Source organism: Ruegeria sp. HKCCD6647-2 (genome assembly GCF_057221075.1).
The window spans coordinates 496,782-519,231 of sequence record NZ_JBWVBD010000001.1 but is presented as its reverse complement, the minus strand read 5'-3'; the positions used below and the strand labels follow the sequence as shown (position 1 = coordinate 519,231).

Below are 22,450 nucleotides of genomic sequence, written 5' to 3'. Positions count from 1 at the left end.
AGGGAAGGCGAAAATCTCAATACCTCAACACCTGGCCGGTCTTGCTGACCACGAACTTGCGCACATCGGCAAAGCCCGGCGGGTTACGCTCGGCCAGCACCTGAAACGGGCGCTGGGGCAGGATGATCGACCGCTGGGTACGGGTGGCCCCGGTCTCGGCCCCTTGCCCGCCGAACGGGTCCAAAGCGAACACCTCGCGCTCTACGGTCGAAAACCATCCGGCGCGTTCCTCGATCACCTCTTCGCTTTCCAGTTCCTCGGTGGTCCAGGCCAGCGCCCAGTCCTGACCTTGCGGAGATTGCGCGTCCTCCAGCACCTGCCGCAGCGGACCGGATTGTTCGGTATAGGCCGAGGAATACATCGGACCCACATGGATGCGGCGCAGGTGTTTGGGGTGCAGGTCGTCGAAATCCTGATCGAAGCCCTTGGCAATCGTCACCAGTTTAAGCCCGCCCAGAGATTGCGCCATCAGATGTGCCTGTACCTCGGGCCAGCGACGCTGGTCCTTGGGCAGGGCGGTCTTGCCGCTGTCCTCCAACTGCATCAGGTAGATCACCGGCAGATTGATCTGGCTGTCATAGACCGCCCAATGGATCAGGAATTTCCGCCGCTCGCCCTCATTCCCGATCCAGTGGCATTCGGGATCGTTGCGGGCCCAGAACAGCTGACCCTTCAGCAGTTCTTCGTAATAGAGCCTTTGGGACAGCGCGAATTGCAGTTTGGTGGGGATTTCCTGATCACTGATGATCGTCCGCACCATGTCCGTTTTCAGATCATCCTCCGAGGGCATATTCGCCAGATGCACCTGCGCCTGCTGCGCGTCATTAGCCATGGTCAGCAGCTCGGCCGCCACCGGAAACCCGCTGTCACGCTTGTCCATCGCAAGGCTGCCAAAGAACCGCCCCGTATCGCGCCCGACCAGCAGGTATTTCATGCTGAGCGCACGAAAGGTATAGAGCAGCCCCGAAAGGTAGCGCGACACGATCCGCACCTCTTGCTTGCTGATCGCGCCCTCTGCCTCCATCGTCGCAGCCACGCGCAGTAGGTGGACGGTGATCACCTCGAATTTACGGAAATAACGGCGCGAGGCGAAGGTGTCGGTCAAGCCGACATGGTCTTGGGTTGGGTTAGTCATTGGGCGCTTCTGGGCGTTCAATTCTCATTCTACAGTCTTCTAGAGCGCCAACAAAAACGAGACAGTAGAGACCAATCACACCACTCCACGGCAACCCCATAGAAAAAACCAAAGAGCTACCGAGCAGCATTCCCAATAATGGAAATATCCACCGGCTTCTAAATTGGCGCCAGAGTAGTTTGGAACCTATTGCTTCCAAAAAATTCATCTGACGTTCCGGCTCAACATAACGTCCCCACTTCGGCTTGATGAACAAAGCCACATACAAATAGACAGCCACAAAAGCCCAAACTGACACCACACTTAGGATAGGTTTTTCAGACACCAACCCTACGACAAAGACAACTAAGAAAACGGTGTTTAGCACAAGCGGGATCGTGTTGAGCAGTTCTCGCCTTGTGTACTGCAAAACCCTCATCCCCCATACAAATTCTTATCATGCTTCTCTACAATCGAGGCAAAGCGGCGGGCAAAGCGTTCGTCCGCCTTGGCCTTTTTCTCCAGCACGTCGCGGGCAAAGACCATGTGGTCCTCGTGCGCCTCAAGCATGTCAGCCATCTTCTGGTTGGTGGCGGTGCCGATGGCGGCCATGGCGGTTTGCGCCTCTTGGTCGGTCTGCACGCCGATCTCGTTGATGCGGTGGGCCACGTCCTGCTGCTGCGCGGTCTTCAGCGACTTGGTCAGAGCGTCATACAGCACCACGCGCTGCTGGGTGTCTGTCTGCAGCTTGTTGATCAGCACCATCTGCGTCGCCGCCTGATTTTGCAGTGAATCGACCCAGGTTTTGCCCTTTTCGATATAGCGCTCCAGCGTCTGGGACTTGGCCAGCTTGACCTGCTCCTCCTGAACCTTGGCGTTGTATTGCTTGTTCAGTTCGGCCAGTTCGGTTTCAAGCTGGGTCCGCGCGGCGGCGTCCTGTTCGACGCTGATCTTGTTTTCCAGAGTGATGATCGTCGGGTCCATCCCCTGAATCTCGGCCCGCAGCGCTTCCAATTCGGCCACGGTTGCCTCACGATCGTCCAGCGTACCGCTCAGGTTGTCCTCGACCTTCACGCGCTGTTCTTCCAGAACGGCCAGTTGCCCTTCCAGCAGCTTCACGATCACGTCCGATTTGGCGATCAGGTCCTGCAGCTTGTCGTCGATGTTGGCGGTGCGCATCCGCTCCTGCCGCATCGACTCTGACTTACCCTTGGAAAAGATGCCGACAAACGATTCCCACCCGGTTTTCGAACGCATCTCGTCGAAATCCTTGGAAAAGGCACTGGTGACGTCGTCCAGACCCATGATCAGCTCGGCGATGTTGGCGTTCATCACCTCAGTATGGGCGTGTACGTCCTCGAGCGTGGCATTTTCGATGTCGATATCCGCCTCGGCGGTGCCGATCTTGGCGCGGGCGGCCTCGATTCGCGAGGTCAGCCCTTCGATCTGTGACTGGCTTTCGCGGACCTTCGCCTGAGTCTCTTCGATCAATGCTTCGAATTGCTGGTTCGACATCTGTGCTATCCCTGTTTTCCTTATGTACCCAATAAGATAGGAGATGTTACAATTATTTACATCCCCATTGGGTGCTGAAATCCTGCAAAGATTGGCAAACTCGCGCGGAAAAAGATAGGTGCAGAGACCTGTCCTTATCAGTCATTTTCACTACGGCGACAGATAGTGCGACGAGGAACCGCCACCGCCAGTCTTGGTGCGTATCTGACGGTCGAACGAAAGATGTGACCTTTTCGAATGCGGGGTGTCGTGCCGCCAGTCTTACAAGACCGAAACAAAAAACGGTTTGATTGGACCTCCCTCGGACAGGGCTGCAAGAGTTGCTTCTGCTGTATGCAGCGCCTCCTTGATCGTCACGTCCATATCCAGATAACGATAAGTTCCCAAGCGACCGACGAACGTTACGTTCTGCGTCCTGTTCGCCATTTCAACATATTCAGCAAGCAGCGCTTTTTCCTTCACTTGTCGGATCGGGTAATAGGGGATATCGCCAGGATCCGCCGCCCGAGAGTATTCACGGTAACACACTGACATTTCGTGCGTTTCCCAGGGTGCAAAGTGCTTGTGCTCGGTGATGCGCGTGTAGGGCACATCCTCATCGCTGTAATTCATCACCGCGCATCCCTGATAATCCCCTTTGTACGTGAAGGATTCAAAGTCCAAGGTTCGATAACCCAGGCGGCCCAGCTCAAAATCAAAATAGCCGTCCAGCGGCCCGGAATAGAAGACGTGGTCGAATGTGTCGACGGTCGTGCGGTCAAAGGTGGTGTTCAGATGCACCGAAATTGACGGATGATCCAGGATTGCGGCGACCATTTCGGTATACCCGTTTTCAGGCATGCCCTGGAATCTGTGAAAAAAGTAGTTGTCGTCGTAGTTGAACCGTACCGGAAGACGCTTGAGGATCGAGGCAGGCAATTCAGACGGGTGGCAGCCCCATTGCTTGATTGTATACCCTTTGAAGAACGCTTCGTACAATTCACGACCGACGAAACGCATTGCCTGCTCTTCGAAACTTTGCGGATCGGATATCGACGTATCCGCTTGCTCATGAGCGATAAAGGCGCGCGCTTCGTCCGGCCGCAGTACTTTACCGAAAAACTGGTTGATCGTGTGCAGATTCACGGGCAGCGAAAAAACCTGACCCCGTGACGTGGCTTTCACCCGGTTCTTGTACGGCAGAAAACTGGCGTACCGGTTTACGTACTGCCAAACCTCCACATCATCCGTGTGAAAGATGTGCGGACCGTACACGTGGACCATAACGCCGGTTTCGTCATCGCGATCCGTATGACAATTGCCCCCGATATGGTCGCGGCTGTCTATTACCGAGATTTCATGACCGTGCTCGGCCAGTTCCCGTCCGATTACCGCCCCGGATAGCCCTGCACCAACTATCAGAAATCGACATGTTTCCACTCGGACACCTTTTGGATATGGCAATCTTTGTCGGGATGTTCCGCATTCGATTTCCACTAAAACGCTCGAGTTTCAATATTCATCTCAACTGGACACGGATGTCCACCAGGTTGGCATAGAGCGTCGATGTAAATTGTGATGTGCCTGGACACCCCGGTTTCAACAAAAACCGAAACGAAAGAAAGAGCTTTCCAAACAAGTCGGGGGTCGCGCCAAGTGTCCTGGGCAGGCCAGCCTTATTGCCAACCGTTGCCAGGGCTGCCGCAACACCATGCGCCAGTGCGAATTTTGGCATGTGTTTTTCGTGAAGGCTTCTGTAAGTAAAACCTTGCGGCCTGGAAATCCGGTATTACTTGCCAGCAACACCGGGCAGCCGGCTTGGGTGAAACCCCATTAAATGTTCATCGGCACTTTTGGCGGAAACAATTATGGGATATCTGAGCGGGCGCAGGGTTTCATGATCTGGAGTTTGCAATGATAAAGCGCGCCTGGAATGAATGGCGGTCAGGCTATATGGGCCGCCTCATCGGTGAGAGCTTCTATGCGCAAGGTGGGCTTTACGGGATCGCGATTATTGCAATGATTGCCGTTGCGGCGACCACGGCCGGCTCTGCCTACATGATGGAGTATATTGTCGATGCCATGACCAGCCCCGATATGCGCGGATGGGTTCCTATGATTGCGTTGGGGGTTGTGGGCCTTTTCCTTGCCAAAGCGATCGCGACCTACATTCAGGCCGTATTTCTCGCTCGGGCCGGAAACCGGATCGTTGCGGCGCAGCAGGATCGGGTTTATCGCAAGCTTCTCAGGCATGGCATTTCTTTTTTTACAGCAAACGAGTCTTCTGACCTTTTGATGAGAACCACTCACGGCGCACAAGCGGCGCGACAACTCATTGATGTAATTGTCACCGGGTTCGTTCGTGATGCGCTGACACTGGTGGGTCTCGTCATTGTCATGGTCTATCAGCAACCCGTTCTTTCGATAATGTTCTTTGTCGTGGGGCCGGTGGCATTGCTGGGTGTGCGCTACCTTCTGAAAAGCGTGCGCTCAATCATGCAGGCAGAGTTCAAATCACTGGCTGAAATCATCCGCGTTTTGCAAGAGACGTCGGCTGGGATCAAAGTGATCAAGGTCTTCTCGCTGGAAGATCGCATGGTCACACGCATGGACACTGCCATTCGCAAGGTCGAGGAACGATCGAACGACATTGCGAGATTGCAATCCATCGCCAGCCCGCTGATGGAGTTTTTGGCCGGGCTGGCGGTCGCTGGCGTCCTTTTGGTCAGCACAATGGGAATCGCTGGCAGCGAGCAGCCCACGGCGGGTCAGTTGATGTCCTTTATTACTGCGCTGCTGATGGCGTACGAGCCCGCCAAACGGTTGTCGAGGATGCGCGTCCAGATAGAAACCTGCATGGTCGGTGTCGGCATGTTGTTCGGCTTGCTCGACCAGGAAGACACGATGCAGGAAAGCCCGGATGCGCGCGAGCTATTACAGGGCCCGGGCGAGATCACTTTGCGAAATGTCACATTCGGATATCAAGGTGCAATGCCGGTAATCGAAAACATGAATGTGACTTTTGAAGCGCGAAAAACCACCGCCTTGGTCGGGCAATCGGGTGGGGGCAAGTCGACTATATTCGGTCTGATCATGCGGTTTTATGATCCTGACGACGGAATTGTAGAGATCGACGGACAGGACTTGCGTGAAGCCAGTTTCGCCTCGCTGCGCCGAAAGATCTCGTATGTCAGTCAGGACACATTCCTGTTTTCGACCTCTGTGATGGAAAACCTGCGCTGTTCCGCGCCCGATGCCACGGACGAGGAAGTGATGGAAGCGGCACGCGCTGCGCATGCGCATGATTTCATCTGTGCCCTGCCTGACGGGTATGAAACGCAAGTTGGTGAAAACGGTACGTTTCTGTCTGGTGGGCAAAAGCAACGTATTGCGATTGCCCGCGCGATTTTACGCAACGCCGAGATCCTGTTGTTGGATGAGGCAACCAGCGCGCTTGATGCTGAATCGGAATCTCTGGTCAAGAGCGCCTTGGATGCACTTACAAAGGACATGACAGTGATCGTAATTGCGCACCGCCTTTCCACCGTCCTGGAAGCGGATAGAATTATAGTTGTGCAGGACGGAGCCGTTGTCGAACAAGGCAATCTGGACGAGCTGATGAAGAAAAACGGCAGCTTTCGTCAACTGTTCGATCAGCAGTTCAGAAAGCACGAACCGGGCGTCGAGGTCGCGGACTAACGAGATTTCCAAATCCGCCAGCGCTGTCGCCCTTCGGTAAACCCGGAGAAACATTGGCAGCGGAATCTTTGAGCGCGGAGAGGGCTGCTTTTGTGCTGCCACAAAAGCTGCTCACCAGTGCCTTACAGCTCTGTCTTCATCAGGGGCTCGACGGAACTGACGCCCCTGACCTTTGAATTTCAATTTTTGAAGAAGAGTTTCATCGGATTTCAGTCAAGAAAGCTCTGCTCAGGATCGGGTTGCCAGCATTCCGAATGAGATCCGGTTCGTTCACCACAAAACAGTGGCGCGACCCCACTGAAACACAGTGTTGGTCGCGCTCACCGAGATAGTAAGTTTTTCCGTGCGGTCGAACGGGTTTCAGGCCGTCGTTCCCTTGCGCCGGATGGCAGTACCAAGGCTGCCCGCGCAGACGCCGACGACGATGGCGATGATCAGTTCCATGCCTTCAACATTGGCGAACTGCCAGCCTGCAAACACCAGTGTCTCCAGAACGCCGACAAGACCACCCATTGCGGCGCCCAGCCACAACTGACGGGTCATCATGCCCAGCGCAAGGCCAAGGATTCCGGGCAGGCTCAGGATGTTGCCGCCGATGGTTCCGAGTAAATCCAGCATCTCAACCCCCAACTTTAATCTTTACTACCGCTCAGGAACGAGCGGATATCGTCACCGGAGGCTGCCGCGTGTTTCTCAAGCGGTTCGCCGGACTCGGCATTCAGGGCTTCGGTAATGCTCTGGTATTCTTCCAGATATCCGGGCGGCAATCTGTGGGCGATGCCCTGGTGGCAGTCGATACAAGTCATGTTCTCGTCAATCGCGCGTTGGTGTTCCGCGGCGGCACGGGCTTCCTGAATAGTGAAATCCATATAGTCGAAGTTGTGGCAGTTGCGGCATTCGCGGCTATCGGATTCCTTCATCTTCTTCCAAACGGCCGATGCCATGCTCAGACGGTGCGCTTCGTATTTTTCCGGCGTGCTGATTGTACCGGCCAGCTCGTGGTAGACGTCCTTGACCGCCATGATCTTGGCTTTGATCTTGTGGTTCCATTCATGCGGCACGTGGCAATCGGAACAGATCGCACGCACACCGGAATGGTTGTTGTAGTGGATGGTCTCGCGATACTCACCCAGGTTGGTTTCCATCGTGTGACACGAGACACAGAATTCTTCGGTATTCGTCAGTTCCAGGGTCCAGTGGAATCCGCCCCAGAACAGGATACCTGCCAGAAAACCGGCAAGCAGCGTGAAACCGACGCTGAGGGCGGCGAGTGGGCTCCAGAACCAGTCCCAGAGGCGACGGATCGGTCCACGTTTTTCTTGGGAGTCGGCCATGTCGCGTGCTCCTTTTCAGATCTGAGTTCAGTTGCCGGAGGAAGGTTCAAAGACGTTTTCCACCAACGGCGGCGCGTCGGCCTGCGGAACGTGGCACTGGTTGCAGAAGTACCGCGTACCGGCGATGTGATCCAGCTCCACCCCGTCCCGATCCAGGTAATGGGTCATCGAAAGCGTCGGCGCGTTGCGCTCGCCTGCTTTGGTCCAGTCGTGGCAGGACAGGCACTGGTTGGTGCGCGTATCGATCTGATATTGCTCGACCGAATGCGGGATCAGCGGCGGTTGCTGGCGGTAATTGCGCTGCATGCGGCCTTCGACAGTACGCGGAATGCTGTCGAGGATGACGGGTTCGTCAACTTCGGCACCGCGCAATGTGGAAACGCCGGTGGATTGCGCAAGGGCCAGGCCACCGAGGAGCAGCGGCGGGATCAGGGCAAGGCCCATCAGGATCGACTTGTTCATCTTCTCACTCCTTCAAAAAGGTCTCGAGGCGCCACCTCGGGCGCAGCAGTTGGTTCGGTAGGTGCGACAGTCAGGGTGTCGAACCGATGGGTGAATTTGAAAACGTCCACGGCGCAGACGTCGATGCAGCGGCCGCAATTGGTGCAGTCGGGCGACAGGATCACCGGGGTACTGTCCGGCTTGCCCTTGAGCGCGGGCGAGATCACCTGGTTTTCCGGGCAGACGGCATAACAGTCCATGCAGTCGTCGCAGGCCGACCTGCTGGCGGCACTGACACGCAGCAGGCTCTTGCTTCCGACCAGCCCATAAAATGCACCGACCGGGCACAAGTGGCCGCACCAGCCATGACGCGAGACAAACACATCGAACAGGAAGATCGCGCCGACCATGGACCAGACAAAGCCCATGCCGAAGATCAAACCACGGTGCAGCATTGTGATCGGGTTCACCAGTTCCCATGCGATGACACCGGTTACGCCGGACACGATCAGGACGGTGGCAAGTATCCACAACCGAGTGTTGCGCTTGGGTTGCCAACCTTTTTGCAACCCCAGCCTGTTATGCAGCCAGTGTGCCGCGTCGGTCACCGGATTGATCGGGCAAACCCACGAACAATAGACCCGCCCTCCGATCAGGGCATAGGCCACCAGAACGATCGCGGCTCCGATGGCGGCGGTCAGTTCGGGCCAGTGCCCGGCAATCAGGCTTTGCAGGAACACGAATGGATCTGTCAGGGGCAAAACGCCAAGGGTCAGCGATCCGGCCAGCGTGCCCTGCACGATCCAGATGCCGAACCAGGGGCCCAGTAGAAACAGGATCAAAAAGAACAACTGGCTGGCGCGGCGCAGCAGCAGGTATTTATGGGCGCCGATCCATCCCTTGGCCGCCACCGCCTCGTGTCCAACTGGCATTTGCGTCCGGGCCGTCATTGGGTGACCTCCGGCAGTTTGAAAGAGGGCTCGAACCCACCGGGCGCGGCAAGGTTGTCGGTTCCCGGTCCGGGCAACCGGTCGGGCAGATCAATGAGGCCTTCGACCACCGGCCCCCCCTTGGCTTCCTTTTCTTCCCATCCTTTGCGGTAGTGATCCGCGGCGCTGCCACGCGCCAGACGGATGGGCAGAACTTTGATCGCGGCTTCGGGCAGAACACAGCTTTTCTCGCACACGCCGCAACCGGTGCAGTGGTCGGCATGTACCGTGGGTGCAAAGATCGCGTGATGCCCCGACCTTGTGTTATGCGAAGTCTCAAGCGTGATCGCCTCGTCAATGACAGGGCAAACACGGTAGCAGACATCGCAACGCAGGCCGAGGAAGTTCAGGCAGTTCTCCTGATCGACCAGAACGGCCACGCCCATCTTGGCGTCATCGATATTGTCCAGCGCAGGGTCCAGCGCCCCCGTCGGGCAGGCTGCGACGCAAGGAATGTCATCACACATCTCGCAGGGAATGTCGCGCGCGGTGAAATACGGCGTGCCCGTGGCCGCCGCGTCTACCCCAAGCTCGGCCAGTTTCAGCGTGTCATAGGGGCATTCCCGCACACACAGACCGCAACGGATACAGGCGGACAGGAAGTCTTTTTCCGGCAAGGCGCCGGGTGGACGCAGGGCCTCGGCCGGCAATGCCCTTGCGTCCCGCGCCAGCCATGCCAGCAAGGACCCGGCTGCCACGCAGCCGCCCGCTGCGCGCGCCGAGTCCTGCAGGAACCGGCGCCGCTGCGGCGAAAGGGGTGTACCAACGCGAGACATGGGTCTTACCTTTGCCTTGCCAGCCTTTTACGCGCGCTCGACCTTACAGGCGCATTTCTTGAAGTCGGTCTCTTTCGACAGCGGGCAGGTCGCGTCCAGCGTCAGCTTGTTGGTCAGCTGGCCTTCGTCGAACCATGGCATGAAGACCAGACCGCGCGGCACCTTGTTACGGCCTCGGGTTTCGACCCGGCTGACCACTTCGCCGCGACGGGTCGACAGAACGATCTCCTGCCCCCGGCGCACGCCACGTTCCCGTGCGTCTTCGGGATGCATGTAGACCACGGCAGCCGGGTAGGAGCGGTGCAGCTCCGGCACGCGGCGGGTCATCGAGCCCGAGTGCCAGTGTTCCAGCACACGACCGGTGCAGAGCCACAGATCGTACTCTTCATCCGGCTCTTCCGCGGCGGGTTCATAGGGGGCAAAGATGATATTCGCCTTGCCGTCCTTCTTGCCGTAAAATTTCACATCCGCGCCTTCGGGCACGTAAGGATCATACCCTTCGCGGAAGCGATAGAGCGTTTCCTGGCCGTCCACGACCGGCCAGCGCAGGCCGCGTGACTGGTGGTAGGTATCGAACGGCGCCAGATCGTGGGCATGACCGCGACCGAACTCGGCATATTCTTCGAACAGGCCCTTCTGCACGTAGTAGCCGAAATGTTCGGATTCGTCGTTTTCGAACCCTTCTGCGGTCTCGGACAGCGGGAACTGGTCCACTTTGCCGTTTGCGAACAGCACGTCATACATGGTCTTGCCGCGATGTTCGGGCATGGTGGCCAGCAGTTCTTCGCCCCAGACCTCTTCGACGGTGAAGCGTTTCGAGAATTCCATGACCTGCCACAGGTCCGATTTCGACTCGCCCGGAGCCTTGACCTGCTGGCGCCAGAACTGGGTACGGCGTTCGGCGTTGCCATATGCGCCTTCCTTTTCGACCCACATGGCAGTGGGCAGGATCAGGTCGGCGGAAACCGCAGTGACTGTCGGATAGGGATCCGAGACGGTGATGAAGTTCTCGGGGTTGCGATAGCCGGGATACCCTTCCTCGTTCATGTTGGGCGCGGCCTGCATGTTGTTGTTGCACTGCACCCAATAGGCGTTCAGGTCACCGTCCTTCAGTTTGCGGTGTTGCAAGACAGCGTGGAAACCCGGCTTGGGCGGAATGGTTCCGGCGGGCACGTTCCAGGCTGTTTCACAAATCTCGCGGTGCTTGTCGTTCATCACGACCATGTCGGCGGGCAGGCGGTGGGCAAAGGTGCCGACTTCACGCGCCGTACCGCAGGCCGATGGCTGACCGGTCAGCGAGAAGGGCGAGTTGCCCGGCTCTGAAATCTTTCCGACCAGGAGGTGCACGTTGTACATCAGCGAGTTCACCCAGGATCCCCGCGTATGCTGGTTGAAGCCCATGGTCCACAGGCTCATCACCTTGCGGGTCGGGTCGGCATATTGCTTGGCCAGTTTTTCCAGCTTGTCTGCCGGAACACCGGACAGTTCGGACGTGTATTCCAACGTGTAGGGTGCGACAGCCTCGGCATATTCGTCAAAGGTGATCGTTTCCAGCTTGCCGGAATTCGGGTTTGCCGCTTCCTGCTGCAGCGGGTTGGTTTCGCGCAGGCCATAACCGATGTCGGTGTCGGTCTTGGTGATGTTGACGTGGTTGCGAACGAAGTATTCGTTCACCGCATTGTTCTGGATGATGTAGTTGGCGATGTAGTTCAGGATCGCCAGGTCGGTTTGCGGCGCGAAGATGATACCATTGTCGGCCAGCTCGAACGAGCGATGCTCGAAGGTCGACAGGACATGCACTTCGCAGCCCGGCTTGGTCAGCCGCGTATCTGTCAGGCGCGACCACAGGATCGGGTGCATCTCGGCCATGTTCGAGCCCCACAGCACGAATGTGTCTGCGTGCTCCAGGTCGTCATAGCAGCCCATCGGCTCATCGATGCCGAAGGTGCGGATGAATCCAACAACGGCCGAGGCCATGCAATGCCGCGCATTCGGGTCGATATTGTTGGACCGGAAGCCAGCCTTCATCATCTTGGCTGCGGCATAGCCTTCCCAGACCGTCCACTGACCGGACCCGAACATGCCAATGCTGCTGGGGCCTTTCTTGGCCAGCGCCTCTTTCCATTTGGCGGCCATGACGTCGAAGGCTTCGTCCCAACTGACGGGCTCGAATTCACCGTTTTTGTCGTATTCGCCATTGGTCTTGCGCAGCAGCGGCGTGGTCAGGCGGTCCTGGCCGTACATGATCTTGGACAGGAAATAGCCCTTGATGCAGTTCAGGCCCCGGTTCACCGGGGCGTCGGGGTCGCCTTGCGTGGCAACGACACGGCCTTCCTTGGTGCCGACAAGGACGGAACAACCGGTTCCGCAGAACCGGCAGGGCGCCTTGTCCCAGCGGATGTCCGGGGTGCCGACCTGCGCATTGGCCTGGCCGGTGGCCAGGGGCAGGCCCGCTGCCGACGCGGTAGCAGCGGCAGCCGTGGATTTCAGAAAGGTCCGGCGGGATTCAGAGATGGTCATGACGTGGGTCTCCGGCTTTATATCTTGCGAGAAGCGTTGAGGTGCGGACGGCTCTCCGCGAGGTCTTCGAAATGGTGATAGGTCAGCGACAGCGAGATCACTCCCGGGATCTGGTGCAGATCCATGATGGTCTCGGACGCAAGCCGATCAGGGGTGTCTTCTACGACGACAACCAGGCGGCCGTCCTCGGAGGCTGCATGGACTTCGGCCCCGTCCACGCTCTGGATCGATTCCTGGGCGCGCACTGCAGCGTCAGGCATGACATGGACAAGACAGCCGCAAATGTTCATTCGGCAACCTCCGGGTTTGGTGTTGAAGGGCGAGCAAGGCTGACAGCGCCAACCGGGCACGCGCCCGCGCAGGCGCCACATCCGGTGCAGGTGTTTGTTTCAACTGTGGGCTCCGAGCGTCCGCCAAGCTGCAACCTGAACCTTATGGCGTCTTCCTCGCAGGCGTCCTGACAGACGCGGCAGGTGACGCCGTTCATGGACAGGCAGGTGGCGGCGACAGTTGCGCGCCACGGCCAGCTGCCGACCCGTTCGGGCTGTAACGCGCCGGTGGGACAGGCCTGGGCACAGGCGCCGCAGAAAGTGCAGGGGCCGTGGTCGAGTTCCACAACCGGCCAGCCTTGCGCATCAAAGGATATGATGTTTTCCGGGCAGGCCCGGGCACAGTGGTCGCACTGTTCGCACAGGTCGAAAAAGCCGCACTCATCCACACCAGGTGGCCGGATGGCGGACCTGTCTCGTCGCAGCATTTTGCCACGAAGAAATGCGCGTCGGTTTGCGAGCTGATTCACGTGCTTGCTACCCTAGAGTATTCAGGCGAAGCGGATGCCTGCCCATACTCCGCTGATAGTGTAGCACGACGATTCTGAATTTGACCTAGATCATTTATTAAACATCTAAATCCTAATCAGCGCACGAAAATCGTGTTTCTATGAGTCAAAAATGCAAATTTTACCGAACCGCGTGTTTCAGGCACGTTTCTCTCCGATTGTCGCGACTCCAAGAACCGAGAGCACCTTGGCCTCGATATGCTCGGCATTCATGCCTGCCACTGCGTACATGTCCTGCGGGCTCGCCTGATCGATGAACGTGTCCGGCAGCACCATTGAGCGATACTTCAACCCCTGATCGAAAACGCCCTCTTCAGCCAGAAGATGGGCGACGTGGCTGCCAAACCCACCGGTGGCGCCCTCTTCGATCGTAATAAGTGCCTCGTGATTGGCGGCCAGATCCAGAATCAGGTCGCGGTCCAGTGGTTTTGCAAAACGCGCGTCCGCGATCGACGGCGTGATACCTCTGGCCGAAAGCGCTTCGGCGGCCTTTTGCACTTCGGCAAGACGGGTGCCGAACGACAGCAGAGCCACACGAGCCCCTTTCTGAATCATGCGACCTTTGCCGACTTCCAGCACTTCGCCACGCTCGGGCAGGTCTACACCAACCCCTTCTCCACGCGGATAACGGAAGGCAATGGGTCCATCGTTATGCGCAGCGGCAGTTGCCACCATATGCATCAACTCGGCCTCATCCGCTGCGGCCATCACGACCATGCCGGGCAGGTTGGCCATATAGGCAATGTCGAACGAACCCGCATGAGTCGCACCATCGGCGCCCACCAGACCCGCCCGGTCGATGGCAAAGCGCACCGGCAGGCGCTGAATAGCCACATCATGCACAACCTGATCGTAACCGCGCTGCAGGAAGGTCGAGTACATCGCGCAGAACGGTTTCATACCGCCTGCCGCCAGCGCAGCCGAAAACGTCACACCGTGCTGTTCAGCTATGGCCACATCGAAACAACGGGACGGGTAGCGTTCCGCAAACAGGCTCAAACCGGTTCCATCCGGCATCGCGGCGGTCACGGCCACGATCTTGTCATCGCGCGCAGCTTCATCCACCAGCGTTTTCCCAAACACAGAGGTATATGACGGCGCGTTGGACGGGGCTTTCTTCTGCTCACCCGTCACCACATCGAACTTTGCCGTTGCATGGCCCCGGTCGCGGGCCTGTTCGGCCGGAGCGTATCCCTTGCCCTTCTTCGTCAATACGTGGATCAGGATCGGACCCGTCGCCCGCGCCTTGACCGTGCGCAGAACCGGCAGCAGCTGATCCATGTCGTGCCCGTCGATCGGCCCGATATAGGAAAAGCCCAGTTCTTCGAACAACGTTCCGCCGACTGCCATGCCTTTCAGCATTTCCTTAGCGCGCTTGGCGCCTTCGCGGAAAGGCTCGGGCAACAGCGACACCGCCCCCTTTGCGGCGGCTTTCAGATCGTGGAACGGTTCCTCGGCATAGATTCGCGAAAGATAGGTTGACAGCGCTCCGACAGGCGGGGCGATGCTCATCTCATTGTCGTTCAGGATGACGATCAACCGCTTTTTCAGATGACCGGCGTTGTTCATCGCCTCAAAGGCCATGCCCGCAGACATCGACCCGTCACCGATCACTGCAATCGCATCGCCCAACCCTTCTGGCGTGACACCTCCCAGATCGCGCGCAACGGCAAAACCCAATGCGGCGCTGATCGAGGTCGAACTGTGCGCCGCACCAAACGGGTCGTACGGGCTCTCGCTGCGCTTGGTGAAACCGCTCAGCCCGTCTTTTTGGCGCAGGGTGCGGATACGATCACGCCGCTCGGTCAGGATCTTGTGCGGATAGCACTGGTGGCCGACGTCCCAGATGATTTTGTCGCGCGGCGTATCGAACACCGCATGCAGAGCCGTTGTCAGTTCCACGACACCCAGACCTGCGCCAAGGTGTCCGCCTGTCACGGATACGGCTGAAATGGTCTCGGCCCGCAGCTCGCTGGCGATCTGATGCAATTGCGCGTCCGAGAACTGTTTCAGGTCCGCCGGGCGGTTCACAAGATCCAGCAATGGTGTATGCGGGCGTTCAGACGTCATGTTCGGCGCGTTCCTTGCGGCTTAGCTGTCCCGGGCAATAACGAAGCGGGCGGCATCCTTCAAGGTTTCAGCCCGCGCCCCATAGACATCAAGTGCCGAGCAGGCCTGATCCACCAGTTCCGCCGCCCGGGATTTGGCCGCGTCCAGACCCAGAAGCGAAACAAAGGTGGCCTTGCCAGCCTCGGTGTCCTTTTGCAGGCGTTTCCCGGCTATTTCGGCATCGCCTTCGATATCCAAGATGTCGTCGGCAATCTGAAAAGCAAGGCCAAGGGCCTTGGCATATCGGCGCAACGGTTCGGGATCGGACCGCGCCAACCGCGCCCCGGCACAGGCCGACCATTCAATCAGCGCGCCGGTCTTGCCCGCCTGAAGGCGGGTGATCTCCTGAAGGCCCAGCGGAGATGCAGCCGATTCCGCCGCGATGTCCAGCGCCTGCCCCAACACCATCCCCTGCGCGCCACTTGCTTTCGCCAGTGTCAGGGCCAATTCGGCGCGAATCTCAGCGTGACCAGTTTCGGGCCGCACGCACAGCTCAAACGCCAGGGTATGCAATGCATCTCCGGCAAGCACCGCAGTGCCCTCGTCCCACTTGATGTGGACGGTCGGCCGCCCGCGACGCAGGTCATCGTCGTCCATGCAGGGCAGATCGTCATGAACCAGGGAATAGGCGTGCAAAGCCTCGATTCCGGTTGCGGGCCAGATCGCCTGCGTCTCGTCAATCCCGTGCAATCGCGCGCTTTCCAGCACCAGAAACCCGCGCAACCGCTTGCCGCCCCGGGTGGCATAGGCCATCGCACGGGTCACATCCAGATCGTCCAACGCGCCCAGAACGCGATCGAAGTGATCCTGAACCCGCGCCGCATCCTGCGCCAGTTTTTCGCGAAACATTTACTGACCTTCGACGGGTGTCGTACCAGTTGGTTGCCCATCGGCGTCCAGAGTGATCGCGGCCACCTTTTCCTCGGCCCGCTTCAACTCATCCTCGCAACGCTTTTTCAACGCAGCACCACGTTCGTAAAGCGCAATGGACTGATCCAAGGCAACATCGCCGCGCTCCAGCTGGCCAACCACGGCCTCAAGTTCCTTCATCGCCTGTTCGAATGTCATCTGGTCAACGGGAGTATCGGTCATCGTCCTGCCTTCATCAGTTCTTCCACATGGGCGAGCGTCGCCTCGGCCAGTGCGTTCAGATCATACCCGCCTTCCAGAGTCGAGACGATACGGCCCCCGCATACCTCATCGGCAATCTTGCAGATTTCGGCGGTGAGCCATGCAAAATCACCAGTGGTCCAGTTCAGATTGGCCAGCGGATCGTCCTGATGGGCATCAAACCCGGCAGAAACGATGATCAGGTCCGGATCAAAGGCGCGCAACCGTGAAAAGGCCTGCGCCTCATACGCCGCACGCATATCGGCCCCGCCGGTTCCAGGGGCCAGCGGGATGTTCAGCACATTCTCATGGGCACCCGTTTCATCGGGCCGTCCGGTGCCGGGCCAAAGCGGCATCTGCTGACTGGTGATCACCAACGCGCGCTTTTCATTCCATAGCAGGTCCTGCGTGCCGTTGCCGTGATGCACATCGAAATCCACAACGGCGACGCGGCTCAAGCCATGATGATCCAGCGCATGTTTCGCCGCCAGTGCCGCGTTGCCAAACAGGCAGAATCCCATTGCAGTTCCTGTTTCCGCATGATGTCCCGGCGGGCGAATGGCGCAAAACGCGTTTGTCGCTTCGCCCGCCAACACCAAGTCCACGGCCCGAACCGCTGCCCCCGCAGCGCGATATGCCGCGTCCACCGAGCCCGGCGACATGAACGTATCGCCATCGATTTGCGCGAACCCTTCCGCGGGTCGGCTGCTGCGGATCTCTCGGATATGACTCTCGGGGTGGATGCGCAGAAGATCGTCATCTGCCGCCAACGGGGCCGCTATGCGTTTCAGGTCCAGCGTCTCCAAAGCATGCAGTACATGTTCCAGACGCGCCACCCGCTCAGGATGCCCTTGCGGCGTCACATGCTGAAGACAATCGGCATGGGTCAAAAGCGCGGTCGTCATCGGGATCCCTTGTTCATCTGGCCAAAAATATCCTCGCCGAAGGCAAAATAGCGCCGCGCAGCGGCAAATCAGTCTGGCGCCAACATGTACCCGGCTCCCCGCACGGTCTGCAGATAACGCGGCTGCTTGGGGTCCTGTTCAATCTTGCGACGCAAGCGCGTGATCTGCACGTCCACCGCGCGTTCCTGAGCCTGACCTTTGTCCCGGCCCAGGTCTTCTACCAGTTTGGCACGGCTGATCGGTTCACCCGGCTGAGCGGAAAAGATCTTCATCAACTGACTTTCGGTTGCGGTAAGGCGCACCGGGTCTTCGCCTTGCCACATTTCGCCCCGCTCGATGTCATATCGGATCGGACCCAGGCTCAATATCTTGGCAGCGGCATCCTGTGCCGGCGTTTCGGGCATTCTCCGCAGGATCGCGTTGATCCGCAGCAGCAGCTCCTTGGGTTCGAAGGGCTTGGCCAGATAGTCGTCGGCGCCGGCTTCCAGCCCGGCAATCCTGTGTTCGGTTTCACCTTTTGCCGTCAGCAGCAGGATGGGCGTCGTATGCGTCTCCCGCAAGGCCCGGGTCAGGCTGACCCCATCTTCGCCCGGCATCATCACATCCATGACGATCAGATCGAAATCCAACCCCGACAGCACGCGCCTTGCATGGCCGGCATCGCGAGCCGAGGTCACCAGAAACCCGCTGCGCATCAGGAATTTTTTCAAAAGATCGCGAATACGCTCGTCATCGTCGACGATCAGAAGATGGGCGTCCATATCGCTCATGAAGTCGTATCCCGCAGTTTGGCATATGCATGACGCATATCAGCATCCATCATCGCTTCAAGCACTTTACGAAAACCGGCCACGGCTTCGGGCCCGGCTTCCTTGTAGGCTGCGCGCATCCGGGCGCGCTGGGCGTCGGACAGTTTGGCTTCCAGGGAACTGCCCTTTTCCGTCAGAAATAGATGCCGTTCGCGTTTGTCCACGGTTCCGACCCGGCTTTCGACCATTCCGTCATCAATCAGGGTGCGAAGAACCCTGTTTAGAGACTGTTTTGTAACCCCCAGAATGGCCAGCAGATTGTTGACCGTTGTCCCCGGGGCGCGATTGATGAAGTGGATGGCGCGGTGATGGGCCCGGCCGTACGCCATCTGCGCCAGAATGCGGTCGGGATCGGCGGTAAAACCGCGATAGGCGAAGAACATCGCCTCGATACCTTGCCGCAGCTGTTCATCGGTCAGAAACAGAAGGCTTTCGCCAAAGGCCGGAGCGGGCCGGGTTTCAGACATGTCTCGCCTCATCAATTGCGTCGCCCGAGTTTAAGTCAGCGTTGTTGACATTCCAAGGGCAGAGGAGTATCGAAACGCGAATTTTGCGTGGCAATTCCGGGAAATTCGAACGGAATCACGCAACAATCCAACAATCATCGCGGTTCAGGAGGGTTCGCATGGCTGGGTATGATGATCGTGACGGTGTCATCTGGTTGGATGGCAAGCTGGTGCCCTGGCGTGAGGCGAACGTACACATCCTGACCCATGCGATGCACTATGCCTCGTCGGTGTTCGAGGGTGAGCGCGCCTATAATGGCAAGATCTTCAAAAGCAGGGAACATTCCGAACGTCTGATCGCCTCGGCCGAGGCGCTGGACATGCCGATCCCCTATTCCGTGGACGAAATCGAAGCCGCCAAGGAAGAGGCGCTGAAAGCCAGTGGCCTGCAAGATGCCTATATCCGCGCGCTGGTCTGGCGTGGTTCGGGCGAGGACATGGGTGTCGCATCTGCCAAGAACCCGGTTCGCATGGCCATCGCGGTCTGGCCTTGGGGCGCCTACTATGGCGACGCCAAGATGCAGGGCGCCAAGCTGGACATCGCCGAATGGAAGCGCCCCAGCCCCGAAACCATCCCGGTTCACGCAAAGGCGGCGGGTCTGTACATGATCTGCACCATCTCCAAGCACAAGGCCGAGGCGAAGGGCTGCTCGGACGCCTTGTTCATGGACTGGCGCGGATATGTGGCCGAAGCAACCGGTGCCAACGTGTTCTTTGTCAAAGATGGTGAGGTGCACACACCTCTTGCCGATTGCTTCCTGAACGGAATCACCCGCCAAACGGTCATTCAGATGCTGAAAGACAAGGGCATCACCGTTCATGAACGCCGCATCAAGCCCGAGGAAATGGCCGATTTCGAACAGTGCTGGCTGACCGGAACCGCAGCCGAAGTCACTCCGGTCGGCCAGATCGGTGATTATACCTTCGAGGTGGGCGACCTGACGCGCGAAATTGCGGAAGACTACGAAAAACTGGTGCGCAGCTAGTTTGACGGCGCGTGGAGTTATCCACGATCGTCACGATATCATCGTGATAGTTTCATGAATCTGAGCCGCGCGTTTTACAAACGCGCGGCTCTCTTTTGCTCGCCGATCCCGTGATCGTCTATTGTATCACCAGACAGGAGAGCCCCAATGACCAAACTCATTCATCCCTCGCGCCGCACTTTTTTGGCGGGCAGCACGGCCTTCGCCGCAACGCTGTCAGTGCCCGCGATCAGCCGGGCTTCGTCGCGGCCGGTCTTCACCCATGGCGTTCAGTCTGGCGATGTGGATACAGCATCGGGCATGATCTGGACCCGCACCGACCGTCCCGCGCGGGTCATGATGGAGGTCTCAACCACCGAAAGCTTTGCCGATGCCCGCAAACTGACACCGATGGATGCCATTCCCAACAGCGATTTTGCCGTGAAACGCCTGATCGAGGGTCTGCCCTCGGATCAGGACATATTCTACCGCTTTGTCGCCGCTGACCTGAGTGACATCAATGTCGTTTCAGAGCCTATTACAGGGCAATTCCGCACTGCGCCGACTTCGCAGCGGGATATTCGCTTTGCCTGGTCGGGCGACACGGCCGGACAGGGATGGGGCATCGATGACGACGGAATGCGAACATACGCAACTATGGCGCAGCACAGACCCGATTTTTTCATCCATTCCGGCGACACAGTCTATGCCGATGGTCCGATGCAGGATGAGGTTGAAAAAGACGGCCAAGTGATCTGGAAAAACACCACGCTGATCGACGAGAAACGCAAGGTGGCCGAAACGCTGGACGAATTCCGCGCCCAGTGGAAATACAACATGATGGACGAGCACTTGCGTGCGATGAATGCGCTCTGCCCGACTTTCTTCCAGTGGGATGATCACGAGGTGGTCAACAACTGGTCTGACGCCAAGGACCTGATCTCGGATGACCGGTATACCGAGAAATCGGTGCATGTGCTGCAATCGCGCGCCGCGCGAGCGTTCCACGAGATGACTCCATTGCGTTTCACACCTGCCGAGCCGGGCCGCGTGTATCGCAAGATCTCATACGGTCCGATGCTGGACGTCTTCTTCCTGGACCTGCGCAGCTATCGTGGTCCGAATGGTCCATCGATGGAGCAAGAAATCACCGAAAAGTCGCGCATCCTAGGGACGGGGCAACTGGCCTGGCTGAAACGGGAGCTGGCCTCTTCCGAAGCCACGTGGAAAGTTATCGCATCCGATATGCCGATCGGACTGATTGTGTGGGACAACTGGAGAGAACAGGCCGGAGCCGAGGCAATTGCCAACGGAGACAGCGGACCGGCCAAGGGTCGCGAACTGGAAATTGCCGATTTGCTTCGGTTCATCAAGTCGGAGAACATCACCAACACAGTCTGGTTCACGGCAGATGTCCATTACACCGCCGCGCATTACTACGACCCTAACAAAGCACAATTCCAGGACTTCGAACCGTTTTGGGAGTTTGTATCTGGTCCACTGCACGCGGGGACTTTTGGTCCGAATGCCCTGGACGGCACCTTTGGTCCGGAGGTCAAGTTCGTCAAAGCTCCGGCCGAAGGACAAGGCGTGAACCTGCCTCCCAGCGCGGGGCTGCAGTTCTTTGGTCTGGTGGATATTGACGGTGCAACGGAACAAATGACTGTCCGCCTGATGGACCGGGCCGACACTGAATTGTGGTCCGTTACGCTGGACCCGCAAAAACGCGCGCTTTGAGGTATCTGCAATTTGACCTTCGCACTCCGGAGTATTTCGGAGTGCGGATTTGGGCTTGATATTTCCGACTGAATTGATCAGATAAAGGCCAAGGCCAGATACTCGTTATCCAGCACAGGATTTCGGGGCGGTTTGCGGGTTTAGCGCATGAGTTGGTGAGAGCTCGCCACCGCCTCGGAAACGATTGGACGTGGAGTTTGAGAGGTCGGGATGGGCGATCCACTTGACGAAATCATTGTTCGGCACGAGGCAGCAACCTGTTGCGGCTGCTGCTGCGACGATGACTTTGCGGCCTATGTCGAACAGCGCAAGCCCGCGCCCGAGGTCACGGACATCGCGCGCACTGATCAATTGCCGCATAGTGCCGCCAGTCAGCGCGGCTCGGTCAGGTATGTGTTCGAGACCATGCGCACCAACGAAGGCGGTACGGGTGAGCTGTAGCGCAGTTCCGGTGGAACAGCGCCAGCTCGTTTTCCTCAGAAATCTACGCCGCGCTGGGCTTTGATGCCTGCCTGGAAGGGGTGTTTTTCCTCGGTCATTTCGGTCACAAGATCGGCATAGTCACGCAACGCTTGCGGCGCGTCGCGGCCCGTCAGAAAGACGCTGGTTTTGTCGGATCGTGCCTTCAGACCTTCAATTACAGTGTCTACAGAAAGGTATTCGTAGCGTAGGGCGATGTTGATTTCGTCCAATACGACCAGATCGTACTCGCCACTACTCATCAAATCACAGGCCTTCCCAAAGGCAGCGGTGGCGGCGGCGATGTCGCGCTCGCGATCCTGCGTGTCCCAGGTGAAACCCTCGCCCATCGTGTGCCAGGTCACCAGGTCACGATCCTCGAAAAACCGCCGCTCGCCCGTTTTCCATTTGCCCTTGATGAACTGCACCACAGCCACCTTTTGGCCCCAGCCCAGGGCGCGAATGACAACACCGAACGCCGCCGAAGACTTACCTTTGCCTTTGCCGGTATTGATCAGTACCAACCCGCGTCCGGGATCGACCGCCTCGGACACTTTCTTGCGGTGCTTGGCCTGCACCTCTTGCATTTTTTCCTTGTGATCCTGCGCGTCGCTCATCTTGGAACCTCATTGATTGTCCGGCCCA

23 protein-coding genes are annotated in these 22,450 nt (G+C 58.3%); 4 read left to right on the top strand and 19 right to left on the bottom strand.

Features of this window, described 5'->3' with window-relative positions; translation table 11 throughout:
• Positions 1-16 precede the first annotated feature (16 nt).
• From AC2TDJ_RS02465 to glf, 4 genes are all read right to left on the bottom strand, one after another.
• Positions 17-1,135 carry a hypothetical protein gene (locus tag AC2TDJ_RS02465; protein WP_480838897.1) on the bottom strand — a complete coding sequence of 373 codons (1,119 nt, stop codon included), beginning with the start codon at positions 1,133-1,135 and terminating at the stop codon, positions 17-19.
• Complete coding sequence (locus AC2TDJ_RS02460) at positions 1,128-1,553, bottom strand: hypothetical protein (RefSeq protein ID WP_480838895.1); 426 nt, start codon at positions 1,551-1,553, stop codon at positions 1,128-1,130. The genes AC2TDJ_RS02465 and AC2TDJ_RS02460 overlap by 8 nt, the downstream gene beginning before the upstream one ends.
• A complete protein-coding gene (locus AC2TDJ_RS02455; protein WP_480838893.1) occupies positions 1,550-2,629 on the bottom strand; it encodes a hypothetical protein in 1,080 nt (359 codons plus the stop codon). The genes AC2TDJ_RS02460 and AC2TDJ_RS02455 overlap by 4 nt, the downstream gene beginning before the upstream one ends.
• A gap of 261 nt (positions 2,630-2,890) precedes the next feature.
• Positions 2,891-4,048 carry a UDP-galactopyranose mutase gene (gene glf, locus AC2TDJ_RS02450; protein ID WP_480838891.1) on the bottom strand — a complete coding sequence of 386 codons (1,158 nt, stop codon included), beginning with the start codon at positions 4,046-4,048 and terminating at the stop codon, positions 2,891-2,893.
• A gap of 474 nt (positions 4,049-4,522) precedes the next feature.
• Here glf and AC2TDJ_RS02445 point away from each other — a divergent pair, with 474 nt between their 5' ends.
• Positions 4,523-6,307: an ABC transporter ATP-binding protein gene (locus tag AC2TDJ_RS02445; RefSeq protein WP_480838889.1), complete on the top strand. Its 1,785-nt coding sequence runs from the start codon at positions 4,523-4,525 to the stop codon at positions 6,305-6,307.
• Positions 6,308-6,667: 360 nt separating this feature from the next.
• On the opposite strand, the gene AC2TDJ_RS02440 is transcribed toward AC2TDJ_RS02445, so the two are convergent.
• The 14 genes from AC2TDJ_RS02440 to AC2TDJ_RS02375 all read right to left on the bottom strand — a co-directional run bounded on the left by AC2TDJ_RS02440 (position 6,668) and on the right by AC2TDJ_RS02375 (position 18,605).
• Positions 6,668-6,925 carry a hypothetical protein gene (locus AC2TDJ_RS02440; protein ID WP_480838887.1) on the bottom strand — a complete coding sequence of 86 codons (258 nt, stop codon included), beginning with the start codon at positions 6,923-6,925 and terminating at the stop codon, positions 6,668-6,670.
• Positions 6,926-6,939: 14 nt separating this feature from the next.
• Positions 6,940-7,641: a NapC/NirT family cytochrome c gene (locus tag AC2TDJ_RS02435; RefSeq protein ID WP_480838885.1), complete on the bottom strand. Its 702-nt coding sequence runs from the start codon at positions 7,639-7,641 to the stop codon at positions 6,940-6,942.
• Positions 7,642-7,668: 27 nt separating this feature from the next.
• Positions 7,669-8,103: a nitrate reductase cytochrome c-type subunit gene (locus tag AC2TDJ_RS02430; protein WP_480838883.1), complete on the bottom strand. Its 435-nt coding sequence runs from the start codon at positions 8,101-8,103 to the stop codon at positions 7,669-7,671.
• Complete coding sequence (napH, locus tag AC2TDJ_RS02425; protein WP_480838881.1) at positions 8,100-9,032, bottom strand: quinol dehydrogenase ferredoxin subunit NapH; 933 nt, start codon at positions 9,030-9,032, stop codon at positions 8,100-8,102. Before napH ends, AC2TDJ_RS02430 begins: the two co-directional genes overlap by 4 nt.
• Entirely contained in the window at positions 9,029-9,847 is an 819-nt protein-coding gene (gene napG / locus AC2TDJ_RS02420; protein ID WP_480838879.1) for a ferredoxin-type protein NapG, read from the bottom strand. The genes napH and napG overlap by 4 nt, the downstream gene beginning before the upstream one ends.
• 27 nt (positions 9,848-9,874) lie before the next feature.
• Positions 9,875-12,367 (bottom strand): nitrate reductase catalytic subunit NapA, encoded by a 2,493-nt coding sequence (gene napA / locus AC2TDJ_RS02415; protein WP_480838878.1) that lies wholly within the window; start codon positions 12,365-12,367, stop codon positions 9,875-9,877.
• A 17-nt stretch (positions 12,368-12,384) separates the two neighbouring features.
• On the bottom strand, positions 12,385-12,627 hold the full coding sequence (locus tag AC2TDJ_RS02410; RefSeq protein WP_480838876.1) for a chaperone NapD: 243 nt from the start codon (positions 12,625-12,627) through the stop codon (positions 12,385-12,387).
• A 26-nt stretch (positions 12,628-12,653) separates the two neighbouring features.
• Positions 12,654-13,166 (bottom strand): ferredoxin-type protein NapF, encoded by a 513-nt coding sequence (gene napF / locus AC2TDJ_RS02405; protein ID WP_480838874.1) that lies wholly within the window; start codon positions 13,164-13,166, stop codon positions 12,654-12,656.
• Positions 13,167-13,343: 177 nt separating this feature from the next.
• The gene (dxs, locus tag AC2TDJ_RS02400) at positions 13,344-15,275 is read right to left on the bottom strand and encodes a 1-deoxy-D-xylulose-5-phosphate synthase (RefSeq protein ID WP_480838872.1); all 1,932 of its coding nucleotides are present in this window, start codon (positions 15,273-15,275) and stop codon (positions 13,344-13,346) included.
• A gap of 21 nt (positions 15,276-15,296) precedes the next feature.
• Positions 15,297-16,163 (bottom strand): polyprenyl synthetase family protein, encoded by an 867-nt coding sequence (locus tag AC2TDJ_RS02395; protein ID WP_480838870.1) that lies wholly within the window; start codon positions 16,161-16,163, stop codon positions 15,297-15,299.
• Positions 16,164-16,406 carry an exodeoxyribonuclease VII small subunit gene (locus tag AC2TDJ_RS02390; protein ID WP_037313918.1) on the bottom strand — a complete coding sequence of 81 codons (243 nt, stop codon included), beginning with the start codon at positions 16,404-16,406 and terminating at the stop codon, positions 16,164-16,166.
• A complete protein-coding gene (locus AC2TDJ_RS02385) occupies positions 16,403-17,329 on the bottom strand; it encodes a histone deacetylase family protein (RefSeq protein ID WP_480838868.1) in 927 nt (308 codons plus the stop codon). The genes AC2TDJ_RS02390 and AC2TDJ_RS02385 overlap by 4 nt, the downstream gene beginning before the upstream one ends.
• A 68-nt stretch (positions 17,330-17,397) precedes the next feature.
• Positions 17,398-18,099, bottom strand: coding sequence for a response regulator (locus tag AC2TDJ_RS02380; protein ID WP_480838866.1), 702 nt, complete (start codon positions 18,097-18,099; stop codon positions 17,398-17,400).
• The gene (locus tag AC2TDJ_RS02375; RefSeq protein WP_480838864.1) at positions 18,096-18,605 is read right to left on the bottom strand and encodes a MarR family winged helix-turn-helix transcriptional regulator; all 510 of its coding nucleotides are present in this window, start codon (positions 18,603-18,605) and stop codon (positions 18,096-18,098) included. Before AC2TDJ_RS02375 ends, AC2TDJ_RS02380 begins: the two co-directional genes overlap by 4 nt.
• 158 nt (positions 18,606-18,763) lie before the next feature.
• Here AC2TDJ_RS02375 and AC2TDJ_RS02370 point away from each other — a divergent pair, with 158 nt between their 5' ends.
• The 3 genes from AC2TDJ_RS02370 (at position 18,764) to AC2TDJ_RS02360 (ending at position 21,787) form a co-directional block, all read left to right on the top strand.
• Positions 18,764-19,630 (top strand): branched-chain amino acid aminotransferase, encoded by an 867-nt coding sequence (locus AC2TDJ_RS02370; RefSeq protein WP_480838862.1) that lies wholly within the window; start codon positions 18,764-18,766, stop codon positions 19,628-19,630.
• 147 nt (positions 19,631-19,777) lie between these two features.
• Positions 19,778-21,346 (top strand): alkaline phosphatase D family protein, encoded by a 1,569-nt coding sequence (locus tag AC2TDJ_RS02365; protein ID WP_480838860.1) that lies wholly within the window; start codon positions 19,778-19,780, stop codon positions 21,344-21,346.
• Positions 21,347-21,556: 210 nt separating this feature from the next.
• On the top strand, positions 21,557-21,787 hold the full coding sequence (locus tag AC2TDJ_RS02360; protein ID WP_480838858.1) for a hypothetical protein: 231 nt from the start codon (positions 21,557-21,559) through the stop codon (positions 21,785-21,787).
• 35 nt (positions 21,788-21,822) lie between these two features.
• On the opposite strand, the gene cobO is transcribed toward AC2TDJ_RS02360, so the two are convergent.
• Positions 21,823-22,422, bottom strand: a complete 600-nt coding sequence (gene cobO, locus AC2TDJ_RS02355; RefSeq protein WP_480838856.1) for a cob(I)yrinic acid a,c-diamide adenosyltransferase — start codon at positions 22,420-22,422, stop codon at positions 21,823-21,825.
• Positions 22,423-22,450 lie beyond the last annotated feature (28 nt).